Here is a 21,890-nt window from a genome sequence, read left to right as displayed (position 1 = left end):
CTCCCGCCCAACTGGTACACCCTCCAACCTCCCGCCAACACCCACAACCCTTACATTCACTCTCCCCCCAACAGGCAACAAACCAGCCACCACAACAGGTCTCTCCACACCAACCTCAACCAGAGAACGCCCCCCCTCCACACCAACCACCACACCCTCCCTAACCTCACCAACCCTAAGCTCTCCCGAATGCTTAGCCAAGGGATGATTAGGCGTCCTCAAAGGCGGCAAGACCCCCACATACCTCAACTCCGGCATCAACCCAAACAAACGCCTCCGCAAGTACTGCGGCGTCGCCATATAATTCAGAACAGTCTCCACCAATCGCGCCTCACGGCTCTGGTCGCCCTTCAAATCACGGTAAACAACTATACGCTCCACCCTGAAGATCGCCGCAGCCCTACCCACCATCCCGATCTTAGCAGTCTTCTCCCTCAAGTGAGGTACATCCGCCACCAAAGAAGCCGGAACAGCAACCGTCACACTCCTCCCACGCTTAGGCGCCTCCACTACACAACCCCCAGCAACCGAAGAAATCGAACTCATACTTTAAATCTTCTCACAAAACTTACACATATATGCTAGACCTAAGCAACTCAGGCTTAAACATCAAACTAGACACAGAAACCAACACACTGATACTCCCACCAAACCTAGAGACCACCCCAGACAGAAGACTCTTCAAAGAAATCAAACCGATCCTCTACGAGAAAGTCAACCTACCCGAAGATCTCACCCTCTACCTCATGTACCGCGACATATGCAAACCCCAACACCGCGACCAAATGCTCCAACTGAACTTGAGATACGACATAACAGTCATCCCTCCAAGAATGCTGGGAAGAGAATTCGTCAAGACCCTAGGCCACTACCACCCCCTAGCCTCCGACAACCTAACATACCCAGAAATCTACGAAGTATTACACGGCGGGGCACACTTCATACTGCAAAAACTCGAAGACGACATAACCGATGTCATCCTATACGAAGCAGAGAGAGGCGACAAACTCATCATACCACCCAACTATGGACACATCACAATAAATCCCAAAAAAGAAACCCTTGTCACAGCAAACTTCGTCAACAGAGGCTTCAAACCAATCTACCAACCCATAATAGATAAAGGTGGAGCAGCCTACTTCGAAATCCTAGAAGGCGAAAACCCAAAATTCATAAAAAACACAAACTACATGAAACTTCCAAGACTTAGAAGAGCCAAACCCCCCTCTCCTAAAAAACTCCAACTAGACAACGAGCCTATGTACTCGACTTTCGAGAAAAACCCCAGAGCATTCGAGTTTCTATCTTTCCCCGAAAATTTCACCGACAAAATAACCCTACCACCCCGGTAGGCTTGCATCAGATATCAAAAAGGACCCTGACACAAACCCTGCCACCCCTCTCAAAGATCTCCATGTCATGGTAGGTTACACCTTTAACTGCGACTTTTGAAGGGTGCCGCCCCGCATCGTAAGCCTCACCCCAAGCCACAGCCCTCAACCTTAAACGCCCTTCAACCTCCACTACCTCCTCAACCTTGAAGTCGGAGAAGAGCATACCTTCAGCATCAAGTTTAACCAAGAGTGCCTCAAGCCAGTTGTATAGGAGTGCCTCCTTATCCGCGCCCTCCACCTCAACCCTCACCGAGCTCTTCTTAGCGACGAGACTTGTGTCCGTTATAGCTTCAAACATGGCTAGGGCGGCATTCTCGAAAGCCTCCCCCAAACTCCCCCCACACGCCTCAACGAGTAGGTCACTTGTATGCTCAAGATAACGAAACCTCATAGACAACCACAACTCCAATATGTGAACTCGCCCGCCATAGGCGGGGCGCTCAATTAAAGCTTCAACCCAAAGTAAACAGTTAAGGCTACCACTAATATCTATGTTGCTGGGAATATAGACTTGATCGAGGTCGAGGCTAAGATTGAGGTTAGGGATCTCCAACCTCTCAGGAGACGCCTAATGGAGCTTGGGGCGAAGCTGGTATCTCAAGAGACGCAGCATGACATATACCTGACCCACCCCCAGAGGAACTTTACAGCCACAGACGAGGCACTCAGAATAAGATGGACTAGCTCCGGGGAGAAGTATCTCACCTATAAAGGAGCCAAGCTGCCCAGCCGAATCAAGACTAGGAAAGAGTTGAACCTTCAAGTGGGAGATGTGGAGGTAGCGGTTGAGATCTTCCGCCAACTTGGCTTTCAAGAGGCTGCAATGCTGGACAAGAGGAGGGAAGTCTGGGATCTGTTGGGGTTTAAAGTATGCCTTGACGAGGTTGAGGGTCTAGGGAGCTTCATAGAGGTAGAGGCTGCTGAAGGTGGGAGTGTACCTAGCAACGAGGAGAGGGTTCTCCATATCACACGCCAACTCGGGTTGGGAGATCTCCCTTTAATAAGAGAATCATATCTTGAATTGATACAGAGGAGAAGAGGAGGATATCGTTGTGGAGGGGCGAACTCAAACTGCATTGATCTACGATGAACGCTACCTGCTACACAAGACAGGGAGTAGCCACCATGAAGCGCCAGAGAGGCTGGCAACAGCCATGAATGCTATAAAGAGCTATGGTCTCCTCGATAGGGAGAAGTGCCGCATCATTCAGCCTAGGCAGGCAACAGTTGAGGAGGTGACCGCCATCCACGACCGTGAATACGTAGAGGATGTCAAGCGTTTCTGCAGTCAGGGGGGAGGCCCCTACGACGTGGACACGTTCCTATCACCGGAAAGCTACGATGTAGCCCTATTGGCGGCAGGGGGTGCATTAAAGGCTTGTGAACTCGTCTACTCGGGTAAAGCGTCGAACGCATTCGCTATGGTGAGGCCTCCAGGCCATCACGCCGGGATCTCAGGGAGAACTGTTGGCGCCGCCTCTCTTGGATTCTGTGTCTTCAATAATGTAGCCGTCGCTACAGCTTACCTTCTCAGAGAGAAGTTAGCCGAGAAGGTTGCAATTCTCGACATTGATGTTCATCATGGAAATGGCACTCAGGAGATCTTTAACAGTACATCGAAGGTTCTCTACGTTAGCATTCACGAGTGGGGGATCTACCCTGGGACTGGCAGCTACACCGAGATAGGTGAGGGAGAAGGCAAAGGTTACAAGGTCAACATACCACTACCACACAGGTCTAACGATCACGTCTATTTGGAGCTCTTTAAGAGCATCGTAACCCCAATAGTTGAACAGTTCAAACCAGACATGGTCCTCGCTTCTGTGGGTTATGATGCACATCAAAGCGACCCCATAGCCAACATTCTCCTGACCACTAATGGTTACATGGAAGTTTTTAGACAGATGCTAAGTCTGAGTGAGAGGCTCTGTGGTGGGAAATTTGTCGCATGCCTTGAGGGAGGCTACTCCTCTACGGCACTCTCGAAGACTTTGCCAGCTACTGTTGCTGTTATGGCTGGAACTAGTTTGGATGTGGAGGAGCAAATTTACGATGTTTCCGCCATCCCAACCACGGAGGCGAGGCGCATCATAGAAAGATTGAGGCAGGCGCTTGGAGGATATTGGAAATTCTAAACAGGGAATGATGTTGAAGGTTATCTTTGTGACCGGCAGCCCCGGCGTTGGTAAGACCACGCTAGCCACACGATTGGCGGCTGCGATACACTCACGCCATATAAATCTTGGATCTCTTGCCTTGAAGAGGGGGTTCACCTTAGGCTACGATGCTGTTAAGCGGTGCAGTATTATAGACCTGGCCAAAGTCGGCGCTTACCTTAGTAAGGTTGTTGGGGAGGGTTGTGCGGGCTCGTACTTGGTGGTAGAGGGGCACTCCTTAGTGAAGCTCCCCAATCAGCTGGTGGAGTGGATCTTCCTGCTCAGGTGCCACCCTCTGGAACTACGGAGGAGGCTGGAGAGGAAGGGTTACAGAACTCAGAAGGTCTTGGAAAACCTTTGGGCTGAGATCTTAGACTACTCCCTTATCGAGGCGCTCGACCTCTATGGGCCAAGTAGGGTTCATGAGGTTGACACAACAGATAAGGGTGTTGACGAGACTGTTAAGGAAGCTCTCGCCGTCTTAAGAGGAGAGTTGAAACCCTCTTTTGGTAGATTTGACTGGCTGAGCGTCCTCGCGAAGGGGGGTGAACTGGAGAAGTTGATGGCTGAGGAGCGGGGTCTCCAGTGACTTACATAATCTTCCGCTGCTGTGCATGCGGGCGGCTGGTTCTGGGGAGGGAGTGCCAGAAGACTAGGCTTTGCGGTTACTGTGGCAAGCGTAACAATTTGAGTGAAAGCAGGGTTGAGGCTGAGGCTCCTACGCATAGGGAGGCGTTGCGTGTTCTCGCTAAGCTGAGGTTTGAAGGTCACTGTAAAGTTGAGAGGCTGGATGGTTGAGTATGATTAAGTATCAACCGGCGCCTGACGTTGAGAGCCTTTTTGGGAGGATCGTGACTTGGTTAGGTCTCACACACATCGACTGCGAGCGGGTGAGGTGTGTCCGGAGTGTGGGCTCTCAGAGTCGGTATACGGTGGCACGCATACATGGGTTGCCTCGAATCTGGCAGAAGGCCCTCGGGATGAAGGCTTGCTATGTTTTGGAGGTCATCTCTGAGCGGTATGATACACTTAGTGCTGGTGAGAAAGAGAAGGTTCTGATACATGAGGCTCTACACATTCCTCACAGTTTCAGAGGCGGTTTTAGGCATCACCGCGGGAATATTGACGAGCGAAAAGTGAACGCCCTCCACCGACTCTACAAAGCTAACGCAAAGACAAACGAAGTCGGAATGCCTTAATGTTGAATTGCCTAGTTGAGTTTGATTTTTGTTGCTCGATTTCCCCAAAGTATTTATATAACACTGTTATACAATTCTGTTAAGAATACACCATGTTGGTTATTCACAAGTTCCTCGATATAGACCGCAAAACCGTCGTGGACAAGCGTGAGGCATTCTACCACTGTGTCAAAATCTACCGCAACGATGGTGTCCTAGTGTACGATATCTTCGGGCTAATGGACGGTATTCCGTTAGAGGACATCTTAAAAGATAACCCGCTCTTAGAGGAGGACTAAAACCTCGCCGCACACTTGTGGCTATATGTTAACAGTTTAGGTTGTGGCGCCGCCGGAAGGACTCGGACCTTCGACCAGCGGGTTAACAGCTTCAGCCTCTCTCCCGTGAGAGTCCGCTGCTCTACCACGCTGAGCTCTCGCCCGTAGCACGTACATGACTACATACGGCGGCTCTACGGCGCCGTGGAGATAAGATCATGTATGGGTTTTTATCTTTTATGGGCAAGGTTAAGCGACCTCTATGGGGACGCCCTTCTGGGGCAGCCGAACCTCGATGCCTTCCCCTTCAAAGAGTTCGCAGAACATCTCAGGTTGTTCTGTGTGTATCGGGATCAATGTCTGAGGTTTCATCTCCCTGACCACTCTCTGAAGTTCTAGTGGGTGAATGTGCCCTGAGGCGTGAATATGGTATAGAATTACGCCTAGGAGGCAAAGTTGATTCTTCCACCTTTCAAACTCGAAATCAGCTTCCTCATTAAATGGCTCGCATGTGCTCAGGATGCAAAGTGTTTTTGGCTTAGGCTTAAGGTGAAAGAGATCTACATCGTTAGAGTCTATTATCATGAACCTATCCCGCCCCTCTTTTATCGCCCTAGCGTCCACCATCAGCTCTCCATATCTTTCCTCCAACTTAGCGAAGACCTGATCCCGCCTCTGAGGATGCCGCCTCTCAACATAGATCCCTAACCGCTCCCCGAGCGTTGGCAAGGGTTTGCCTGAGATGAGAAAACGGTTCCTGACAGTTTCCAACCCATGAAGATAATTAGCCAGTCTCTTGGATACCAATGGCTTCAACTCAACTTCCCATGCAACCTCACAGAAGGTTCGAACCCTATCAATATCAGCTTGTGGCACTTCCACAACTGTCAACTTATTCCCCTGTCGAAGGCTTTGTGATACAAGCCTCGTCGCAGAAACTCTCACCTCCTCCTCCGAGAAGACTTTTGCCTCCCCAAGGTTCGTGCCCTCGCAGATGAGGGCACGCGGCCGCCCTGCAGCCTTAACCCTCTCCAAGAAATCCTCAGTCAAAATTCTAGCCGCCCCGTGTGTTCGGAAGTCTCCAGTATAAACTATTAGGCCTGCAGATGTGTGAATTAGGAAGCCGTAGGATCCGGCAGTGCTGTGGTCAACTGGGCGAGGTTCTACTTCTAGTCTTCCACCCTGAGGGCGAATAGTGTTGCCGCTATGGAACGTTGCGTATGAGTGTCTCGGTTTTGCCTCTCCTTCCGCGGTAATGTCTGATCCTCCTTCCCAGTAAAGTCTGCTCTCCACTCCCGCTCTCAAGGCTGCTTCATGGTATGTTTTGTAGAGGATGTAGGATGCTTGACCCATATGGATGGTAATGTCCTTACGCAGTATTGGCGCTAAGCCTGCATGGTCGGAGTGGCTGTGAGATATGAAAAGGTCGGTGAAGCAACACTCTCCAGCGGGCTCGATGACACTATAGCAGAGTTCAGTCCTTTTCAAACCCATCTTCGCCGATACCCCGCCCTTGTAGTCCGTAAGCTTCTCCTCAACCTTCAATTCAGCGTATATGTCTGCCGCTCTGTTGTCAACTCCCCTTATGATTGGGGCCAACCCAGTCTTGACTAGCTCCAGCTGAACTGATGTTCTAGGTCTCTGAGGGTAGCTATAGTATCTAGCCTCCGCCGGGAAACTCCTACCGAAGTCGAAGAGGATATTTGCGTGGAAGACAGGGTCGTGTAGGGCTATGATGTTACCTCCTATCTGTCCTACACCGCCATACAGGGTTATGGAGACCATCTACACGCCCACCAACCGATCAGCACCGCGCCTTTCATCCCTTCTTCCCATGTAATTGCTCCACTCCTTCTCCCCAAACCTGTGCTTCATAATTTCTAGTTCTTTAAGGAACGCATCTTCTAGGTCGACATCGAACCTATTTGCAAGTTGTAGAAAGAGTGAGAAGGCTTGGGCGAACTCCCTACCAACCTCAAGGGGGTCTCTACTCCCCCCATGGCCTAGCCCCTTAACCTTATAACCCTCCCTGAAAAGTATGTGCTCCCCAATTTCGGAGAGCTCCTCGATCAAGTGGAGAAGTAGGAGTGATGGCGCAAACTTACTCCATCCTCTATCCTCCTCAAACCGCCGCATAAGAATTTGAGCTGTCTTCAAATCCAACACCACACACCTACACAAAGAAACTGTATCCTAGCCCTAATTCAATTTTTATCTCAGCCGCTGAAAAAGGCGGTGGTATTGCCGATACGGATTGACCCCTTAGTAAAGGAAAGTAGTGGTTTTCTGGTTTCAGTCCGTCTTCATTGGTCGGGTCTCTGGGGCTTCTCCCACAGTTTCCTCTTCAAAAGGAGTGTGCCATCCTTGTAATGGGGGGTGCGAAGAAGAGTATCTTGGTTTTTCTCGATTTCCCTTGCCTCATCAGCAAGCCTAGCCGCGAGTCGCATCATCTCATGGGCTGCCGCCACTATAGGAATATATCTTTCCCTCTCTTGAACTACAAAGCAACCTTCTACATCTAGGTCTGCTACTCGCCTGGAGATCTCATAGGCGGCTAGTGCCTTAGCTTGGGCGTAGGGGTTCTGAAATCCAGCTGCAGCCGCAGCTTTCTCCTTATCAACTACTAGCTGAGGTAAAGCAGGTTTCTCTCCCCTCTTAAGGGACTCAACCACACTGTCGATCTCCCGGTGTAGCAGTCTGAAGACTCCTGTCACGGCCAGAACTTTCATTATGTCCGTGTTAAAGAGAACCATCTCAACGGGATCTAAAAACTCTCTCCTAGCCCCGATCATGGCATCTGCCTCGACTATTATGTAGCCGAAGCCTCCCTCGGCGAGCTGTTTCATTGCCTTCTTGGAGGGGCTGTCAGATATAACTATAGTTGGCACCCCAGCCTTCGCCGCTATCTCCCTGATCTTGGCTGGGCCGGGGAGGGTAGCGTTGGGGCTTGCAGCTATGAGCAGGTCAGGTTTAAACTCCAGAAGCTTCTGCGTTGCCTCTTCAGCTTGGGCTGGATCCAGCTTAGCCCCAGTGCTGACAACTCTGACATTGATGTCCTCCCTGTCTGCTCTCTCATCTAGGAGAGCTTCTAAGAGTGGCGATGAACCGATGTTTCCAATCTTCACTAAACCTACTCTCACAGTAGGCATGCTCAACACCTCATCGCAGAATCTACAATAGAACCACTTCTAGCTATATATAAACTACCCCAGACGGCCCTCCACTAAGTGAGGAGGCTTTCAAGGACCTCCGCGTCGGCTTCCTCTACGGTTGGGATACCTGTCACATCCCGCGCCCGCTCAGTCAGCGAGACTAGGTTCTGTCTGGAGAGGAGGTTTAGTTTGAACCTCCTAGAGCCTGCCATGAGTTGCTGGAGGCCTACCTTAATTCTCTCGCCAAGGTAGCCATATAGGCCCACAGCCTCCCAAGGTATCTCCTTTGACCGCTCCCCATAGATCTCTCTCAACTCGACGGCTGAGGTGAAGAACTTCTCGGGTGTCTTGCCGTACCTAGCTACGAAGTTTCCAGGGAGTTTATCCTGAGCGGCTAACTCTACGAAGTAGGAGGACTTCATTACGGCGGTGAGAGGTGACCTAGCCATCAATACTGCCTTAACGAGGGGGCCTTCGCCAAAGTTACTGAGAGCTATGGCTTTGTAGACTTGGCTCTCGTTTATGAATCCACCAGCCATAACAATGTCAGGCACATGCCTACCCTTAGCCTTCAATATCTGGGCGCACTTCAAGACTAATGCCTCTAGATAGACTGTAGGTATACCCATCTCATTCATCATTGTCACAGGGCTCATGCCAGTTCCTCCACCGGCGCCATCGAATGTTACATAATCCAGCTTCGCCTCAGAGGCTATCTTCATCGTGAAGGCAACAACGGCTGGTCTATAGGCACCGGTCTTCAGTGTCACACGCTTAGCTCCTTGCGCCCTAAGCCAATCTATATCCTCCAAGAAGCTCTTCGCTGCTGGAAACCCGACTCTACTATGCCTCTCAAATGAGTGGAAGACACCACTCTTAAAGGCCTCCTGGGCTGCTTTGTCCTCAGGGTCTGGGATAACTATGTAGCCGCGCCTCTTTAGCTGGATGGCTCTTTCAAGATTCGACACCCTGATCTCGCCGCCAATCGCCTTGGCACCCTGACCCCACTTCCGCTCTATGATGTTGACCTCCAGCTTTGACATGGCATACACATCGACTCCAAGCCTCTGATCTTCTACATTAGTCTGAACTGCCACATCACCATACTTTCCATCCCAAAAATTGCGGAAAGTTCTAACCCGCCTCTCCAGCTCTTTCGAGTAAACCACTTTACCGTCTTGGAACCTCGACTCAGGGTCTACCCCGCAGACATTCTCCCCAATCGTGATGAGTATACCTGAGGCTGCAGCCCCAACTGCCAACCCTTCCCAGTTCACTCTCGCAACCTCAGTTGACCCAAATGCGCCTATGAGGATCGGTATCTTGAGGGGTATTCCCCCAACGTTTGTTGTAGTGTCCGCGGCTGGGAAGAGTGCTACGTCAGGTTCAGGTTCAATGCCCTCTGCGCCTAAGAGCTCAGCCTGAATGTTAAAGTCAGACCAATCTAACCTATAGTCCTTTAGAGATGAGGCGGTGCTGAGGCCGAAGTGTATAGGCTCAGGGTATAGTGCCTCCCGTCCTCTGAAAGCTGATAGACTTATCTCGCATAAATTGGGGCACCCCCTATAACAGATTGGGCACATTCCACTAGTTGGGCTTGCATCCTTCACACGTAGAGTCGACCCGGTAGTAGACATACTATTAAGATACGAAGAATTCTTCTGAACTATCTCCGGCAAACTTCACACCTCTAACGTTTTCCAAACCTAATAATCGATCTACTATATTAAAACATCGGTAATAGGTTACCTATTACCTGTTGAATATAGCCGGAGAGGCCGTCAAAATTTACCGAACGAAAGATGTTATGTGACGGTTTTATGCCGGTACACCACCTCAGGATCCACAAATGTGTTAGGCTTGTGTCACACAAAACTGCGCTTTGATGCGGTGTCTTCTAAACTCGCTGAGAAAATATGGTAGATTTAAAACTTGACGGATTTATACACACGAGCCCAAATCAAATTTAACGGAAGTGCATGATGCTGTGTGAAAAGCTTTCCATAGGAAGATTTTAATCTTAGATAGTATTCATGAAAATGGAAGTTAGTCTCGAAGAGGTTCGATTATAAGAGGTAGATATGGTAATGGGTTTCGTTCCACCAGGAGCTTACGATCGTGCTATAACCGTCTTCTCCCCTGACGGTAGAATCTTCCAAGTAGAGTATGCCTTCGAGCCTGTAAGGAAGGGAACCACCGCCATCGGGCTAGCGAGCTCGAAAGGTGCTCTATTGGCTGTTGAGGAGAAGCCTTTTTCGGTGCTTCAAGATATGACTGTCACTCAGAAGCTATTCCAGATCGATGAACATGTGGGGGCGGCAGTGGCTGGGTTGATGGGCGACGCTAGGATACTAATAGACCAGGCTAGAATCTACGCGCAGAGCCACAGGTTAACATACGATGAACCGATCGACATTGAACTTTTAGGAAAGAAGGTCGGCGATATCGCTCAGCTTTACACGCAACATGCAGGCGTTAGGCCGTTTGGCGCTTCGATAATCTTTGCTGGAGTAGACAAGACGGCGTGCAGGGTTTTTCTAAGCGAGCCAAGTGGAGCTTACTGGGGCTATAAGGGTGTATCGATAGGTGCTGGTGCTGAAGTGGTAAAGCCGATCCTTGAGAAGGAGTATAGGGACAATATGACCATTGAAGAGTTATCTATGCTGGCCTTAAACTGTCTCTCTAAGGCGATGGAGGGAAAGCTGGAGACTCAGAAGATAAGGATCGCTGTGATCCCCGCCGACTCGAAGAAGTTTAGACTCTTAACCCCAGACGAGATAGAGCAACGTTTAAGGAAGTTCGAGTCGTCACGAAGGACAGCTGAGAAGTGATGAGCCAGAAATACACGGTTGTTCGACTGGTTGTTTCTGGCGAAAGGTTTGAATTAATGGTAAAACCTGACCCCGCCCTCGATTACAAGTCAGGGAAGCCAGTTGCTATTTCGCAGATTCTAGTCTCTGACACGATCTTCAAGGACGTGAGCAAAGGTGAGAGGGCATCTGAAGAGAAATTGAAGAAGCTCTTTGGTACAGAAGATACTGCCAAGATTGCCGAGACAATAATGGTTAAGGGTGAGTTGCAGCTCACGACGGATCAGCGGCGTAGGTTGACGGATGAGAAGAGGAGGCAGATAATTACCTTCATCTCACGGCATTGCATCGACCCTAGAACTAACCTCCCTCACCCACCAACCAGAGTGGAGCAGGCTATGGACCAGATTAGAGTATCTATCGATCCTTTTGAGGATGCTGAAGCTCAGGCCAAAGAGATAATTCAGAAACTGAAACCTATCATACCTATAAAGATGGAGATGACATCTGTGGAGGTTAGAATACCTCCACAATACGCCTCGAAGGCGTATGCCGCCCTAAAGTCTTATGGAACCCTAAAGCAGGTCAGCTGGCAACCTGATGGCGGGTTAGTCGCTTCACTAGAAATGCCCGCAGGCGTTTATGGGCACTTCGTAGAGAAGATGGGTAATCTGACACGAGGCTCAGTCCAGGTCAAAGAGGTTAGGTGAATATTATGGTTAATTTGACTCTTTGTTTAGGTGATATTCCATGCTAGTTGAGCGGAGGCAGATTGTGGCGCCAGGCGACCCCTTGGCGGAAGGAGACTACGTGGCAGGCGCGAATACGTATAAAGAACACCATAAGATCTACGCTCAGAAGTTAGGGCTTGTCGATTTTGAAGGTAGAACCATCTACGTGGTGGCTTTGAAGGGTAGGTATATCCCAACAGCTGGAGATCTGGTTATAGGGATAGTTGTTGATGTTGGCCTTAATGGCTGGTACGTGGATATAAACGCGCCATACGATGCCTCTCTGAGCGTCAGCGATGTGCTAGGCAGATCCTTCGGCCCAAAAGTTGAGGCGCTCACCAACATCTTGAAGTTAGGCGATGTGATTATAGCTAAGGTACTGGCGTTTGACAGAACCCGTGATCCATCCCTCACAATTAGGGGGCCTGACCTTGGGCCTGTCGGGAGGGGGGTTATCATCGATTTGACGCCACCGAAGATACCCCGCCTTATAGGTAAGAAGGGTTCCATGATAAGCATGTTAAAACAGAAAAGTGGATGCGACATAGTTGTGGGCCAGAATGGTAGGGTTCTCATACGTGGGGACCAACCCAAAATGATCGAGTTACTTATAAGCGCTATAAATATGGTCGAGAAGGAATCTCACAGGTCAGGGTTGACTGATAAGATCAAAGATATGTTTGAGAAAGAGAAGGTATGAGAGAATGGAAGAGAGGCGAAAGCTCCTAGATGAAAATGGGTTAAGGCTTGACGGTAGGAGGCTTGACGAGTGTAGGCCGATAAAGTTAGAGGTTGGGCTGTTAGCAAATGCCGACGGCTCAGCATACATAGAGCAAGGTAAGAACAAGATTCTCGCCGCAGTCTACGGCCCCCGCGAGGCGCACCCGAAGCATCTAGGTCTACCAGATAGAGCCACAATACGTTGTAGATACCATATGGCGCCTTTCTCGGTGGAAGAGAGGAAGTCTCCGGCGCCTTCTCGCCGGGAGATAGAGCTTTCGAAAGTTATAAGGGAGGCTTTGGAGCCTGTGATCTTTTCGGAATATTATCCCCGAACCATGATAGACATATTCATCGAGGTTCTTCAATCTGACGGCGGAAGCCGGTGTGCTGGGGTTGTGGCTGCATCCCTAGCCTTGGCGGATGCTGGGGTGCCGTTGAGAGATCTGGTAGCCGCTTGTGCAGTCGGTAAAATTGAAGGGCAGTTGGTAGTCGATCTCTCTGATATAGAGGATAAGGAGGGAGAGGCAGACTTGCCTTTCGCCTACATACCTTCAATGGATAAAGTTTCGCTAATCCAGATGGACGGTTTGCTTACGCGAGAGGAGTTCGAGAAAGCTCTGGCTATGGCGGTGGACAGCTGTAAGAAGATTTACCAGCTGCAGAAGGCAGCTTTGAAGCAGCGGTATATGACTGCTGAGGAGATAGCAGGTTTCACCGTGGATGAGGAGGGTGTGTAAGGATGTCTGTAACACCTCAAGCCAGACCTCTGGCTAGGATCAGAAGTAAACAGATGATCGATCTGTTAGCTAGTGGAAAGAGGATAGATGGTAGAGGCCTTTCAAGTTATAGAGATTTGAAGACTGAGGTTGGGATTATAAGTAAGGCAGAAGGCTCCGCGTCGGTCTCCCTGGGGAACACGAAAGTTATGGTTGGGGTAAAGGTTGAAGTAGGAGAACCATACCCAGATACTCCGAATTCAGGGGTCCTGACGGTGAATTCGGAATTCGTACCACTAGCTCACGAGATCTTCGAGCCCGGTCCACCTGACGAGAACTCCATCGAGTTGGCGCGGGTAGTGGATAGGGGTATTAGAGAGTCTAAATCAGTCGACCTTGAGAAGCTGGTTCTAATTCCCGGCAAGAAGGTTTACGTCATCTTCGTGGATGTATATATACTGAACCATGACGGCAACTTAACAGATGCCTCAGGTTTTGCGGCTCTCGCAGCTCTCAAGAATTCCAAAGTGCCGAACTATAACGTAACTGAAAGAGGGGAGGTTGTTAGGGGTGATGGATTTAAACCTCTTCCCATGAGGGATTATCCGATTCCAGTAACTATCGCGAAAGTGAACAATAGTCTCTTGGTAGACCCGAACCTTGAGGAGGAGACGATGTCGGATGTGCGGTTGACAATCACCTCAACGGTCGATGGTAGGATATGTGCGATACAGAAGAGCGGTACAGGCGGCTTCACTACTCGTGAGATACTTGATATGGGCATGTTGGCGGAGGAGAAGTCAAACGAGATAAGGAAGAAACTGTTGGAGGCTCTTTAAAGTGGGGCATACTAAGAAAGTAGGCATGATGGGGAGGTATGGAGCTAGATTCGGCTCAACCCTCAGAAAGCGAAGGGGCGAGATAGAGGCTAAAATGCGGCGCAGGCACACTTGCCCCCGCTGTATAGCCAACGCTGTAAGGCGGGTCAGTGTAGGCGTATGGCAATGTAAGCGGTGTGGTTTCACCTTCGCCGGCGGCGCCTACACGCCATCCACTAAGATAGGTGAAATGCTAAAGAAATCTAAACTCTCCCAGCACCCTTAGCATGTTTAAATTCTCCCAGTCAAACTTTCTTTCAAGTTGCTAATTGTGTGGGGAAATTTTTGCTTATGCCTTTCTAGTTTAGCCCTCAACAACTTGTTCGATTTTGTTTTCGGTGATATGTCTACCATGAATGCCATTGTGGCAGGCTCGATTATGCCTCCGCTTGTTCCGCGTAAAATACGAACGATAAGGAGGTGTGTCGGAATTCTACAAAGGGAGCGAGAGAACATGTTGGTGGCTTCCCATGCAAGCCCTAAAATTAAAGGTATTCTCCTACCAACTCTGTCAACAATACGCCCGAAGGCGATATTTACCGGCGTATTTACGATAGAGTAGGCTCCAACTATCAGACCTGCCATAGCCAGCGTAGCACCAAGACTCTCCGAATACCACTCAATAACCGGTAGCAACATGAAGGTGTCGACAAAACCTAGAAAGGTGACTACGGCGATAACAGCCGCTGGAATCTTGGCATAGACGCAACATTTTCTCAGTGTCAAATAAAATTAACGAGTCCATCAAAGGGTCTTAGCGGTAAAGTTGCAATTTAAAATTTTTAGGCTAGCCGCTGAGTTTAATCAGGGTGCTTGTTTTTATGTAAGTTACCCGATAGGTTCTGCTTGGCGCATTAATAAATACCGAATCTTACTCGTAGGTGCACTGTATGGCAGATGTGTGGAAGTCTCCCTCCGTCTTGACAATTGCGGGAGTTGATAGTAGTGGCGGGGCTGGTGTTGCAGCCGACTTGAAGACATTCGCGTCTTTGAAGTTTCATGGCGCCTGCGTAGTTACCGCATTAACAGCCCAGAATACTAGGAAGGTTTATGAGGTTCACCCCACGCCTCCAGGTTTTCTTAAGCGCCAGCTGGAAGCAGTATTCTCCGACCTGGAAGTTAAAGCTGTGAAGGTTGGGATGCTCTATGCGCCGGAAGCTGTGAAGGTTGTAGCTTACGCCATTCGAGGTAGAGAACTTGCAGTTGTAGTAGACCCAGTCCTGAGAGCGGCAGTAGGAGACTCTTTAGCAGCTCCCGGGGTTGTGGAGGCGTATACCGAGGAGCTACTGCCCCTAGCCACTGTGGTTACACCGAACATCCCAGAGGCGGAGGTTTTCACTAACATGAAGATTAAAAGCTTTGAGGATATGAAGGCTGCCGTCACAAGTCTACACGAACAGGGTGCTGAGGCCATCCTGTTAAAGGGGGGGCATCTCGGTGGCGAGATCGTAGTAGACCTTCTATCTCAACGCCAAGGGCGTTGCGAGAAATTTGAGAGACCTAGGATAAAGGTCGAGCCTCATGGGATAGGTTGCGCGCTGTCCGCAGCCCTTGCCGTTCACCTAGCTCAAGGCTACAAGCTCCCTCAAGCGGTGAGAAGATCTGAGGAGTTCATTGACAGTCTTCTCAGCTTTTGCAAGCCTATAGGTGGAGGACTTAGGGTGGCCGATCCTCTTGTCCCTCTATATAACGAAGCAGAGAGGCAAATGGTTGTAGAGAGTATTCGCCTCAGCCTCGAGATAGTCAAAGCTCATGAGACAAAATTCCTTCCATACATCGCCGAAGTCGGCACCCAGATAGCTATGTCTCTCCCCTACCCAACTACGTTAGCAGATGTAGCCGCCGTGGATGGTAGACTCAAGAGGGAAGCATGCTCAATTAAAATTTCAGGCTCAATAAAGTTTGGGGTGTCATCCCACATGGCACGTTTAATACTCACCTGCATCCACCGCAACCCAACCATACGAGCGGCGATGAATCTTCACTACGAGGAGGGATTGTTGAGAGCACTTGAGAAAGCTGGTCTCACAGTCTCCGCATTCGATCGCAGTTTAGAGCCAGTTGAGACGAAGCAAACTGAGGGTGCGACGATCATCTGGGGTGTAGAGCGGGCTGTGAGGGTTGCGGGGCGAGTCACTGACGTTATATACGATTTGGGTGAGACTGGGAAGGAGCCTATGATAAGAATCTTGGGGAGAAACGCGGAGGAAGTTGTGGAGAAGGCTCTGCGAGGGATAAACCTTAGAGGCATCTAAACTATGTGCCTCAAAATGTGAGGTTGAGTCATATTGAATAAAACCCAATCTAACAAGTCAAGAGTTTCAGAGCTATACGCGCACGAGGTTGAAGTCGAAGGCCACCTAATCGACTCCATGATTCTTTCTAGGATCTGGGATAAGATAATGGATCTCGGCGGGGACTTCGAAGTCTTAGAGTTCCGCGTGGGGCGACGTAAGACTGACTACAGCTACGCTCGTATGTTGGTCAAGGGGAGGGATCAAGGCCACCTCAACCTAATCTTGGAAGAGATCTATCGGCTTGGAGCCGTATCTAAGACCGCGGAAGAAGTCAAATGTGAACGTGCCCAAAGAGACAGCGTAGCGCCTGATGGCTTCTACTCCACCACAAATAACCCCACCTTCATCTACTATGGGGGCCGTTGGATCGAAGTTGAAGATATGATGATGGACAAAGTTGTTGTCGTAGATGCTGAAGAGGGGCGGGCCTTCTGCAAGCCCCTCACAGAGATCAGGGAAGGCGACCTCATAGTTGTCGGCGAGACCGGCATCAAAGTAAAGCCACCTGAACGCCCGAGGGAAAACATAGGTATCTTTGAGTTCATGGGAAGTAGCGCCTCCTCGGAGAAACCTGTGGCTTCAATTATAAAACAGATAGCCGAGGACATCCAGAACGTCAAAGAGTCTGGAGGCAAAATCGTCGTGGTGGCTGGGCCGGCAGTAGTACATACGGGAGCCACCGAAGCCTTCGCAACACTGATCAGGGAAGGCTATGTCGATGCTCTACTAACTGGCAACGCGTTGGCAGTTCACGATGTTGAAGCGGTTATCTATGGCACTTCTCTAGGTATCAGCTTGAAGGATGGTACAAGGTCGAGCCACCGCAACCACATGGCTGCAATTAATGAAGTCTTTAAAGCAGGCTCCCTGAAAGAGGCTGTTGAGAAGGGCGTACTGAAGAAGGGCATCATCTATGAATGTATAAAGAAGGGTATCCCTTTAGTCATAGCCGGTTCGATCCGCGACGACGGTCCCCTACCGGATACTATCACAGACGTGGTTGTAGCCCAGAAGATGTATAAGGAAGCCTTGAAAGGTGCTGATATCGTGTTGATGCTCGCAACGATGCTCCACTCGATAGCTGTAGGGAACATGCTCCCATCCGATGTGAAGCTTATCTGTGTTGACATAAACCTACCCGCTGTGACGAAACTCCTCGACAGGGGTACCACGCAGGCCGTAGGCATCGTATCGGATGTAGGGACTTTCTTACCACTCTTAGTCGAAGAGTTGAAGAAGAGTAAGAGTATGCGAAGCAAATCCTCCGAAACAAGCGTTGCCCCTTAAAGGTTGCAAATGCACAGTTAGTGGGGATTTAACTTGCCCGAAAGTGCTCCCAGCCTCTCGCCTTGATCTCCCTCCTTGTCTCACCGTCATTAAAGACCAGACCCTTCTTCCTTGTAACACACCCTATCTTGATTATCCGTCCGCCTAGTTCCTTCTCAGCCTCCGCCAGACAGTTGGGTGGCATGGTGGCCACGATCTCATACTCCTCCCCCCCATAAAATACTAGGTCGAAGATGTCCAGCTGGTTGAGTTTTGCAAAAGTAGCAGCCTCATCCGCTACTGGTAGCTTTTGGATCTCGAAACCAACCCCACTCGCCAAAGCTAACTCATTTAGGCTCCAAGCCAACCCGTCACTTGAATCTATAGCGGCAGTGGCTCCAAGATCCTTAAGTTTCAACCCCAAACTCAGCCTAGCCTCTGGGAGATAGACCGCCCTTAAGAGATGTCTCTTCAAGTTAAGTGGCGCTTCATACCCTTCGAGCAAAATCTTTAGGCCGGCTTTAGTGTTCCCGAAAGTGCCTGAGACCACTACGCTGTCGCCTGGTTTAGCGCCACCTCGCGGCAATATCTGTCCCCTCTTGGATATGCCATAGAGTATTGGTGAGATGACTAGATCGTCGGCCTCGTTTGTGTCTCCGCCAACTATCCAGAAACCATAACCTCTAGCCGCCTCCCTCAGACCCAGTGCGAGAGCTCTAACCTCGGACTCGGTCATCTTCGATGGTATCCCCAAAGCGACTAGGGAGAGGAGAGGTTTAACGCCCTTAGCGGCGAAGTCACTGACGCACATAACTAACGCTTTACGGGCAGCTTGACGAACCGTCATCCCAGGCGGGACATCAGTCTTTGCCACCAACATATCCGTCTTAAGAACCCCAACCGAGTTGCCCTCCAAACGGAAGGCAACCACATCATCACCGAAGGGTAACTCTAATTTGGGAATTTTGCCTAGCAGTCTCCTTATAGTGGCTATAATCTCCCTCTCCCCGAGACCCTTTCTGGCTGCCAATCTTAACCCGCATATAAAATTGGTTTAGGCAAACTTAAAAACCATCCATAAAGCTAACCTATCCAGCGGTGCCCCGGTAGCTAAGCATGGTTATAGCGGCAGCCTCGTAACCTTCCAGACGGGAGAGTTGCAGGTCGCGGGTTCAAATCCCGCCCGGGGCTCCAAACAATTCGTGTAATCACTCCGCTCTTGCCTACGTAAAAACCTTAGCTAACCTCTAACACTCATGCAGCCCAGCTTTTCAGCATAGCTTTTAATTATTTTCAGATCAAAAAACGAATGCCAACCATACGAAGAGACCACTAGTGACTTAGGTGAAGCTGGCCAGGTGAGGATGAGTGCAAGTTCAGGCGGTATTCATAGAGGTCTAGTAAGCCTCTTTTTTGGGGAGGATTGAATGGACTTTACGAACTCCGCTAGTTTTTTGGCCGTTGCCGGGTGAATGACATGCTCAATTCTACACGCGTCCTCCTCTGCTATATCCTCCTCTATACCTAGAAGGATCAGAAAGTTGACGAGTGTTTTATGTTTATGCCCGACGAACTTTGCCAGCTCTTCACCCTTTTGGGTGAGCCTAACTCTCCTGTTTCTCTCGTAAATCACGAACCCCTTAGCCTTAAGTTTCCATAACATCTCCACGACGCTCGGTGGTTTAATGTTGAGATATCTAGAGATGTCAACCACCCTGACCTGCCCTCTCTCCCTAGTTAACTCGTATATGGCCTCTAAATGGTCTTCAACACTCACGGAAACCAACAACTCACCACCCTAGAATAAGGTTTAGAAGGCCTCCGACAAGTAAAGAAGTCGAAACCATAATTGTCGCAGACTTTAGCGTATCCTTCACGCCTAACTCCTTCACCAAGACAACGAAAGTGGCTATGCAAGGGTAATACATAGCCAAGACGACGCTAGCCACCACGGTCTGCTTCGACGTCAAGCCCAGCGGCAAAAGCATCCCCACGGCTACATCCTTACGAAGAAATCCTATGACCAAAGCTGCAACAGCTCCCTTAGGTAGACCCAGTAGCCCAACTACAGCTGGGGCTGCAAGTTTACCTATAAAATCTATCACTCCAAGTGTGTAAAACAGGTTCACTATTAGAACTCCCAGTAGAACGTAAGGAATCGCCTCGGTTATAAAGAGCTTCATCCTCAACCAGAGCTTCTTCAGCAAGATGCCCCAATATGGAAATCTGTAGGGAGGAATCTCTAAGAACATCTCCGGGCTTTCCCCGCCAATTACCTTATTAAGCGTAACACCAAGCACAACCCAGACCGCTGAGAGCGTTATGAAGACAGTAGCCAACGCTTGTAAGCCGTAGGGGCCCACAAGCCCGAATATTATCGCCAGCTGAGCCATGCATGGTACAGCTATAACCATCAAGGTCGAAGCGATAAATCGTTGCCTCTTCGTTTCAAGAATTCGCGCAGATAAAACGCCGGGAACATTACATCCTAGACCAAGTATCATGGGGATGACTGCAACACCGTGTAAGCCAACTCTGTGCGTAAATGTGTCTACTAGCACCGCTAGACGTGGCAGATAGCCAACGTCCTCTATGACACCGAGCACCAAATAGAACGCGAAGACGTAGGGTAAAACCATGGCGAAAGGAACATAGAGCCCTGTAGTCAGCAGACCCATTGATTGGACGTAGTCAACCTCCCCGTCGATTAGCTTCCCAACTACAATCTCATGGACGAAGCTGGGACCCAAAGCTTCGCTCATCATTCTCACGAAAGGCATGTAAAAGTCAAATAAGGGCTCGAAAAAGTAGCTGATCAACCCCTCCCCAATGGTTCTGATAGAATAAAAGGTAGCTAGCATAACACCAACAAGTATCGGGATACCTGTGGCCGGGTGAATACTTGCATCCCCTAAACTCTCGAGAAATGTGTGGTGGCGGTGTGTTACAGTCTGGACCTCACTAGTTATTCTACCAACCTCGACCCACCGCTCTTCATCGGTGCGAAGAGTTTTATGTACAGTGGCTTCCGGCAGGCGGGAGACAAGCTCTTTGATACCTTCACCAGTCACAGCTACAGTTGGAACAACTGGCACGCCTAAGAGCCTCTCAAGCTTCTCCCTGTCGATGCTTATCCCTTTATGTTTAGCTTCATCCCAAAAATTGAGCGCTATGACCATATGAACTCCCAGTTCCAAAAGTTGAAGCGTCAGGTATAGGTTCCTTTCCAGATTTGTAGCATCTACAACATTAATAACTAAGTCTCCCTCCCTCAGCATCTTTACAGCTACTTCCTCAGCCTTCGAGTTCACGTCTAGAGAGTAGACCCCTGGAACATCTATTACCTCAGCCATTCGCCCCTTGAACTTCATAGCACCTTTTGTGTACTCGACAGTTGTACCTGGATAGTTGGATGTTATGACAAGCGTACCGGTAAGCCTAGAGAAGATGACACTTTTCCCCACATTCGGGTTACCCATAAGAAGAATCCTCAACCGTCAACCTCCACGATGATTTTACTCGCTACACCCCTCCCTAAAGCCACTCTACAACCATCAATCTCCACCACTATTGGCCCCCCAAAAAGTCCCGCGGTTACTATTCTGATAGGCTTTCCAACCCGGATGCCAAGAGAGCATACGCGTTTCTGTAGACCATATCCTCCCTCAACTCTCTTCACATAGCCGATACGGTGGCTGCCCATGTTCACCAGCGGGACTTCCATGTTAGGTGCACCTAATTTAGGCATGCCTAACATTTATTTAAATATAACTAGAGTTAAAGGCTCGACAAGTCCAACATAAACCCTAAAAGCTCATCGCCATGATCTCTGAGAACCATCCGCCGAACCAGAAGGCACTTAAATAGGTCGCTCATCGTTACAGATTAAGGGGGTTCTATATTCTAAGAGAGATATACAGCTGACTGAAGGCGGCATTTATTTGCCTAGCATCTTCAAGCACAATATAGTAGCGTGGACCAGTGTGTAATCCAGATAAAACTACCTCCTCAACTCAAAATTCCGTGGCTAAGTTATGGTAAGGGGGAAGGCTAATTATTTAAGCGGCTTAAACTCTTACATACTCCTTGACAGCTCTAGGTAAAGGTGTAGATAGGCTAGCTTGCGGCCGTAGTCTAGCCTGGTCTAGGACGGGAGCCTGCCACGCTTCTGACCCGGGTTCAAATCCCGGCGGCCGCACCAACCTTCAGGCTCGATTCCATCGCTCTTTTTTATTATGGGTGCCAAGCATATGAGCCGGCTGGGGATCTACCCACATGACCAAGCCTTTAACAGCGCCTTAAAGCGTCTCC

Annotated in this window: 26 protein-coding genes and 3 tRNA genes; 17 read left to right on the top strand and 12 right to left on the bottom strand. The window is 49.6% G+C overall.

All coding sequences use genetic code 11. From position 1 onward, the window contains the following. A partial coding sequence (locus QXJ75_06370; GenBank protein ID MEM3737685.1) for a putative RNA uridine N3 methyltransferase occupies positions 1–546 on the bottom strand: 546 nt, incomplete at its 3' end. Between the two features lie 32 nt (positions 547–578). Here QXJ75_06370 and QXJ75_06365 point away from each other — a divergent pair. Next, positions 579–1,352: a glucose-6-phosphate isomerase family protein gene (locus QXJ75_06365; GenBank protein MEM3737684.1), complete on the top strand. Its 774-nt coding sequence runs from the start codon at positions 579–581 to the stop codon at positions 1,350–1,352. Between the two features lie 7 nt (positions 1,353–1,359). Here QXJ75_06365 and QXJ75_06360 read toward each other — a convergent pair whose 3' ends face one another. After that, entirely contained in the window at positions 1,360–1,785 is a 426-nt protein-coding gene (locus tag QXJ75_06360) for an archease (protein ID MEM3737683.1), read from the bottom strand. Between the two features lie 120 nt (positions 1,786–1,905). Here QXJ75_06360 and cyaB point away from each other — a divergent pair, with 120 nt between their 5' ends. The 6 genes from cyaB to QXJ75_06330 all read left to right on the top strand — a co-directional run bounded on the left by cyaB (position 1,906) and on the right by QXJ75_06330 (position 5,027). Further along, positions 1,906–2,484, top strand: coding sequence for a class IV adenylate cyclase (gene cyaB, locus QXJ75_06355; protein MEM3737682.1), 579 nt, complete (start codon positions 1,906–1,908; stop codon positions 2,482–2,484). Further along, positions 2,447–3,529, top strand: coding sequence for a histone deacetylase (locus tag QXJ75_06350; GenBank protein MEM3737681.1), 1,083 nt, complete (start codon positions 2,447–2,449; stop codon positions 3,527–3,529). Before cyaB ends, QXJ75_06350 begins: the two co-directional genes overlap by 38 nt. A gap of 10 nt (positions 3,530–3,539) precedes the next feature. Further along, on the top strand, positions 3,540–4,139 hold the full coding sequence (locus QXJ75_06345) for an adenylate kinase family protein (GenBank protein MEM3737680.1): 600 nt from the start codon (positions 3,540–3,542) through the stop codon (positions 4,137–4,139). Further along, complete coding sequence (locus QXJ75_06340) at positions 4,136–4,348, top strand: DUF1922 domain-containing protein (protein ID MEM3737679.1); 213 nt, start codon at positions 4,136–4,138, stop codon at positions 4,346–4,348. The genes QXJ75_06345 and QXJ75_06340 overlap by 4 nt, the downstream gene beginning before the upstream one ends. 2 nt (positions 4,349–4,350) lie before the next feature. Next, complete coding sequence (locus QXJ75_06335) at positions 4,351–4,749, top strand: putative metallopeptidase (GenBank protein MEM3737678.1); 399 nt, start codon at positions 4,351–4,353, stop codon at positions 4,747–4,749. 95 nt (positions 4,750–4,844) lie between these two features. After that, the gene (locus tag QXJ75_06330) at positions 4,845–5,027 is read left to right on the top strand and encodes a hypothetical protein (GenBank protein MEM3737677.1); all 183 of its coding nucleotides are present in this window, start codon (positions 4,845–4,847) and stop codon (positions 5,025–5,027) included. Positions 5,028–5,071: 44 nt separating this feature from the next. Here QXJ75_06330 and QXJ75_06325 read toward each other — a convergent pair. The 5 genes from QXJ75_06325 to QXJ75_06305 all read right to left on the bottom strand — a co-directional run bounded on the left by QXJ75_06325 (position 5,072) and on the right by QXJ75_06305 (position 9,795). After that, positions 5,072–5,199: transfer RNA gene (locus QXJ75_06325), tRNA-Asn, on the bottom strand. Positions 5,200–5,255: 56 nt separating this feature from the next. Then, complete coding sequence (locus QXJ75_06320; GenBank protein MEM3737676.1) at positions 5,256–6,791, bottom strand: MBL fold metallo-hydrolase RNA specificity domain-containing protein; 1,536 nt, start codon at positions 6,789–6,791, stop codon at positions 5,256–5,258. Further along, entirely contained in the window at positions 6,792–7,169 is a 378-nt protein-coding gene (locus QXJ75_06315) for a hypothetical protein (GenBank protein ID MEM3737675.1), read from the bottom strand. 140 nt (positions 7,170–7,309) lie between these two features. Continuing rightward, the gene (locus QXJ75_06310; protein MEM3737674.1) at positions 7,310–8,155 is read right to left on the bottom strand and encodes a F420-dependent methylenetetrahydromethanopterin dehydrogenase; all 846 of its coding nucleotides are present in this window, start codon (positions 8,153–8,155) and stop codon (positions 7,310–7,312) included. A gap of 74 nt (positions 8,156–8,229) precedes the next feature. Continuing rightward, positions 8,230–9,795 (bottom strand): glutamate synthase-related protein, encoded by a 1,566-nt coding sequence (locus QXJ75_06305; GenBank protein MEM3737673.1) that lies wholly within the window; start codon positions 9,793–9,795, stop codon positions 8,230–8,232. A gap of 450 nt (positions 9,796–10,245) precedes the next feature. Between QXJ75_06305 and psmA the strand changes: the two genes are divergently transcribed. Genes psmA through QXJ75_06275 form a run of 6 tightly spaced genes read left to right on the top strand, consistent with a single transcriptional unit; the run spans position 10,246 to position 14,242 of the window. Continuing rightward, positions 10,246–10,989: an archaeal proteasome endopeptidase complex subunit alpha gene (psmA, locus tag QXJ75_06300; protein MEM3737672.1), complete on the top strand. Its 744-nt coding sequence runs from the start codon at positions 10,246–10,248 to the stop codon at positions 10,987–10,989. Next, positions 10,989–11,678, top strand: coding sequence for a ribosome assembly factor SBDS (locus tag QXJ75_06295; GenBank protein MEM3737671.1), 690 nt, complete (start codon positions 10,989–10,991; stop codon positions 11,676–11,678). Before psmA ends, QXJ75_06295 begins: the two co-directional genes overlap by 1 nt. A gap of 40 nt (positions 11,679–11,718) precedes the next feature. Further along, positions 11,719–12,399 carry an exosome complex RNA-binding protein Rrp4 gene (gene rrp4 / locus QXJ75_06290; protein ID MEM3737670.1) on the top strand — a complete coding sequence of 227 codons (681 nt, stop codon included), beginning with the start codon at positions 11,719–11,721 and terminating at the stop codon, positions 12,397–12,399. A 4-nt stretch (positions 12,400–12,403) separates the two neighbouring features. Then, positions 12,404–13,159 (top strand): exosome complex exonuclease Rrp41, encoded by a 756-nt coding sequence (gene rrp41 / locus QXJ75_06285; protein MEM3737669.1) that lies wholly within the window; start codon positions 12,404–12,406, stop codon positions 13,157–13,159. Positions 13,160–13,161: 2 nt separating this feature from the next. Next, entirely contained in the window at positions 13,162–13,977 is an 816-nt protein-coding gene (gene rrp42 / locus QXJ75_06280; GenBank protein MEM3737668.1) for an exosome complex protein Rrp42, read from the top strand. A 1-nt stretch (position 13,978) separates the two neighbouring features. Beyond that, entirely contained in the window at positions 13,979–14,242 is a 264-nt protein-coding gene (locus QXJ75_06275) for a 50S ribosomal protein L37ae (GenBank protein MEM3737667.1), read from the top strand. A gap of 5 nt (positions 14,243–14,247) precedes the next feature. Here QXJ75_06275 and QXJ75_06270 read toward each other — a convergent pair whose 3' ends face one another. Next, positions 14,248–14,742 (bottom strand): MFS transporter, encoded by a 495-nt coding sequence (locus tag QXJ75_06270; protein ID MEM3737666.1) that lies wholly within the window; start codon positions 14,740–14,742, stop codon positions 14,248–14,250. Positions 14,743–14,906: 164 nt separating this feature from the next. Between QXJ75_06270 and thiD the strand changes: the two genes are divergently transcribed. Together thiD and QXJ75_06260 are read left to right on the top strand one after the other, a co-directional pair. Further along, on the top strand, positions 14,907–16,271 hold the full coding sequence (gene thiD / locus QXJ75_06265; protein ID MEM3737665.1) for a bifunctional hydroxymethylpyrimidine kinase/phosphomethylpyrimidine kinase: 1,365 nt from the start codon (positions 14,907–14,909) through the stop codon (positions 16,269–16,271). Between the two features lie 33 nt (positions 16,272–16,304). Next, complete coding sequence (locus tag QXJ75_06260; protein ID MEM3737664.1) at positions 16,305–17,600, top strand: TIGR00300 family protein; 1,296 nt, start codon at positions 16,305–16,307, stop codon at positions 17,598–17,600. Positions 17,601–17,628: 28 nt separating this feature from the next. Here the strand turns inward: QXJ75_06260 and thiL are convergent, their stop codons facing one another. Next, a complete protein-coding gene (thiL, locus tag QXJ75_06255) occupies positions 17,629–18,609 on the bottom strand; it encodes a thiamine-phosphate kinase (protein MEM3737663.1) in 981 nt (326 codons plus the stop codon). A gap of 70 nt (positions 18,610–18,679) precedes the next feature. Here thiL and QXJ75_06250 point away from each other — a divergent pair. After that, positions 18,680–18,773, top strand: a tRNA-Thr gene (locus tag QXJ75_06250). Between the two features lie 193 nt (positions 18,774–18,966). On the opposite strand, the gene QXJ75_06245 is transcribed toward QXJ75_06250, so the two are convergent. The 3 genes from QXJ75_06245 to QXJ75_06235 are packed head-to-tail and all read right to left on the bottom strand — an operon-like array spanning position 18,967 to position 21,303. Then, complete coding sequence (locus QXJ75_06245; GenBank protein ID MEM3737662.1) at positions 18,967–19,368, bottom strand: metal-dependent transcriptional regulator; 402 nt, start codon at positions 19,366–19,368, stop codon at positions 18,967–18,969. A 1-nt stretch (position 19,369) separates the two neighbouring features. Then, positions 19,370–21,073, bottom strand: coding sequence for a ferrous iron transporter B (locus QXJ75_06240; protein MEM3737661.1), 1,704 nt, complete (start codon positions 21,071–21,073; stop codon positions 19,370–19,372). Next, positions 21,070–21,303 (bottom strand): FeoA family protein, encoded by a 234-nt coding sequence (locus tag QXJ75_06235; protein MEM3737660.1) that lies wholly within the window; start codon positions 21,301–21,303, stop codon positions 21,070–21,072. Before QXJ75_06235 ends, QXJ75_06240 begins: the two co-directional genes overlap by 4 nt. A gap of 399 nt (positions 21,304–21,702) precedes the next feature. On the opposite strand from QXJ75_06235, the gene QXJ75_06230 reads away from it, so the two are divergent. Next, a tRNA-Gly gene (locus tag QXJ75_06230) sits at positions 21,703–21,780 on the top strand. The last annotated feature ends 110 nt before the right edge of the window (positions 21,781–21,890 follow it).

This window comes from Candidatus Bathyarchaeia archaeon (assembly GCA_038883335.1).
In the GTDB taxonomy this organism is placed as follows: Archaea; Thermoproteota; Bathyarchaeia; order Hecatellales; family Hecatellaceae; genus JAVZMI01.
Note: the sequence above shows the minus strand (reverse complement) of the source record. Positions and strands in the feature narration are given on the sequence as shown.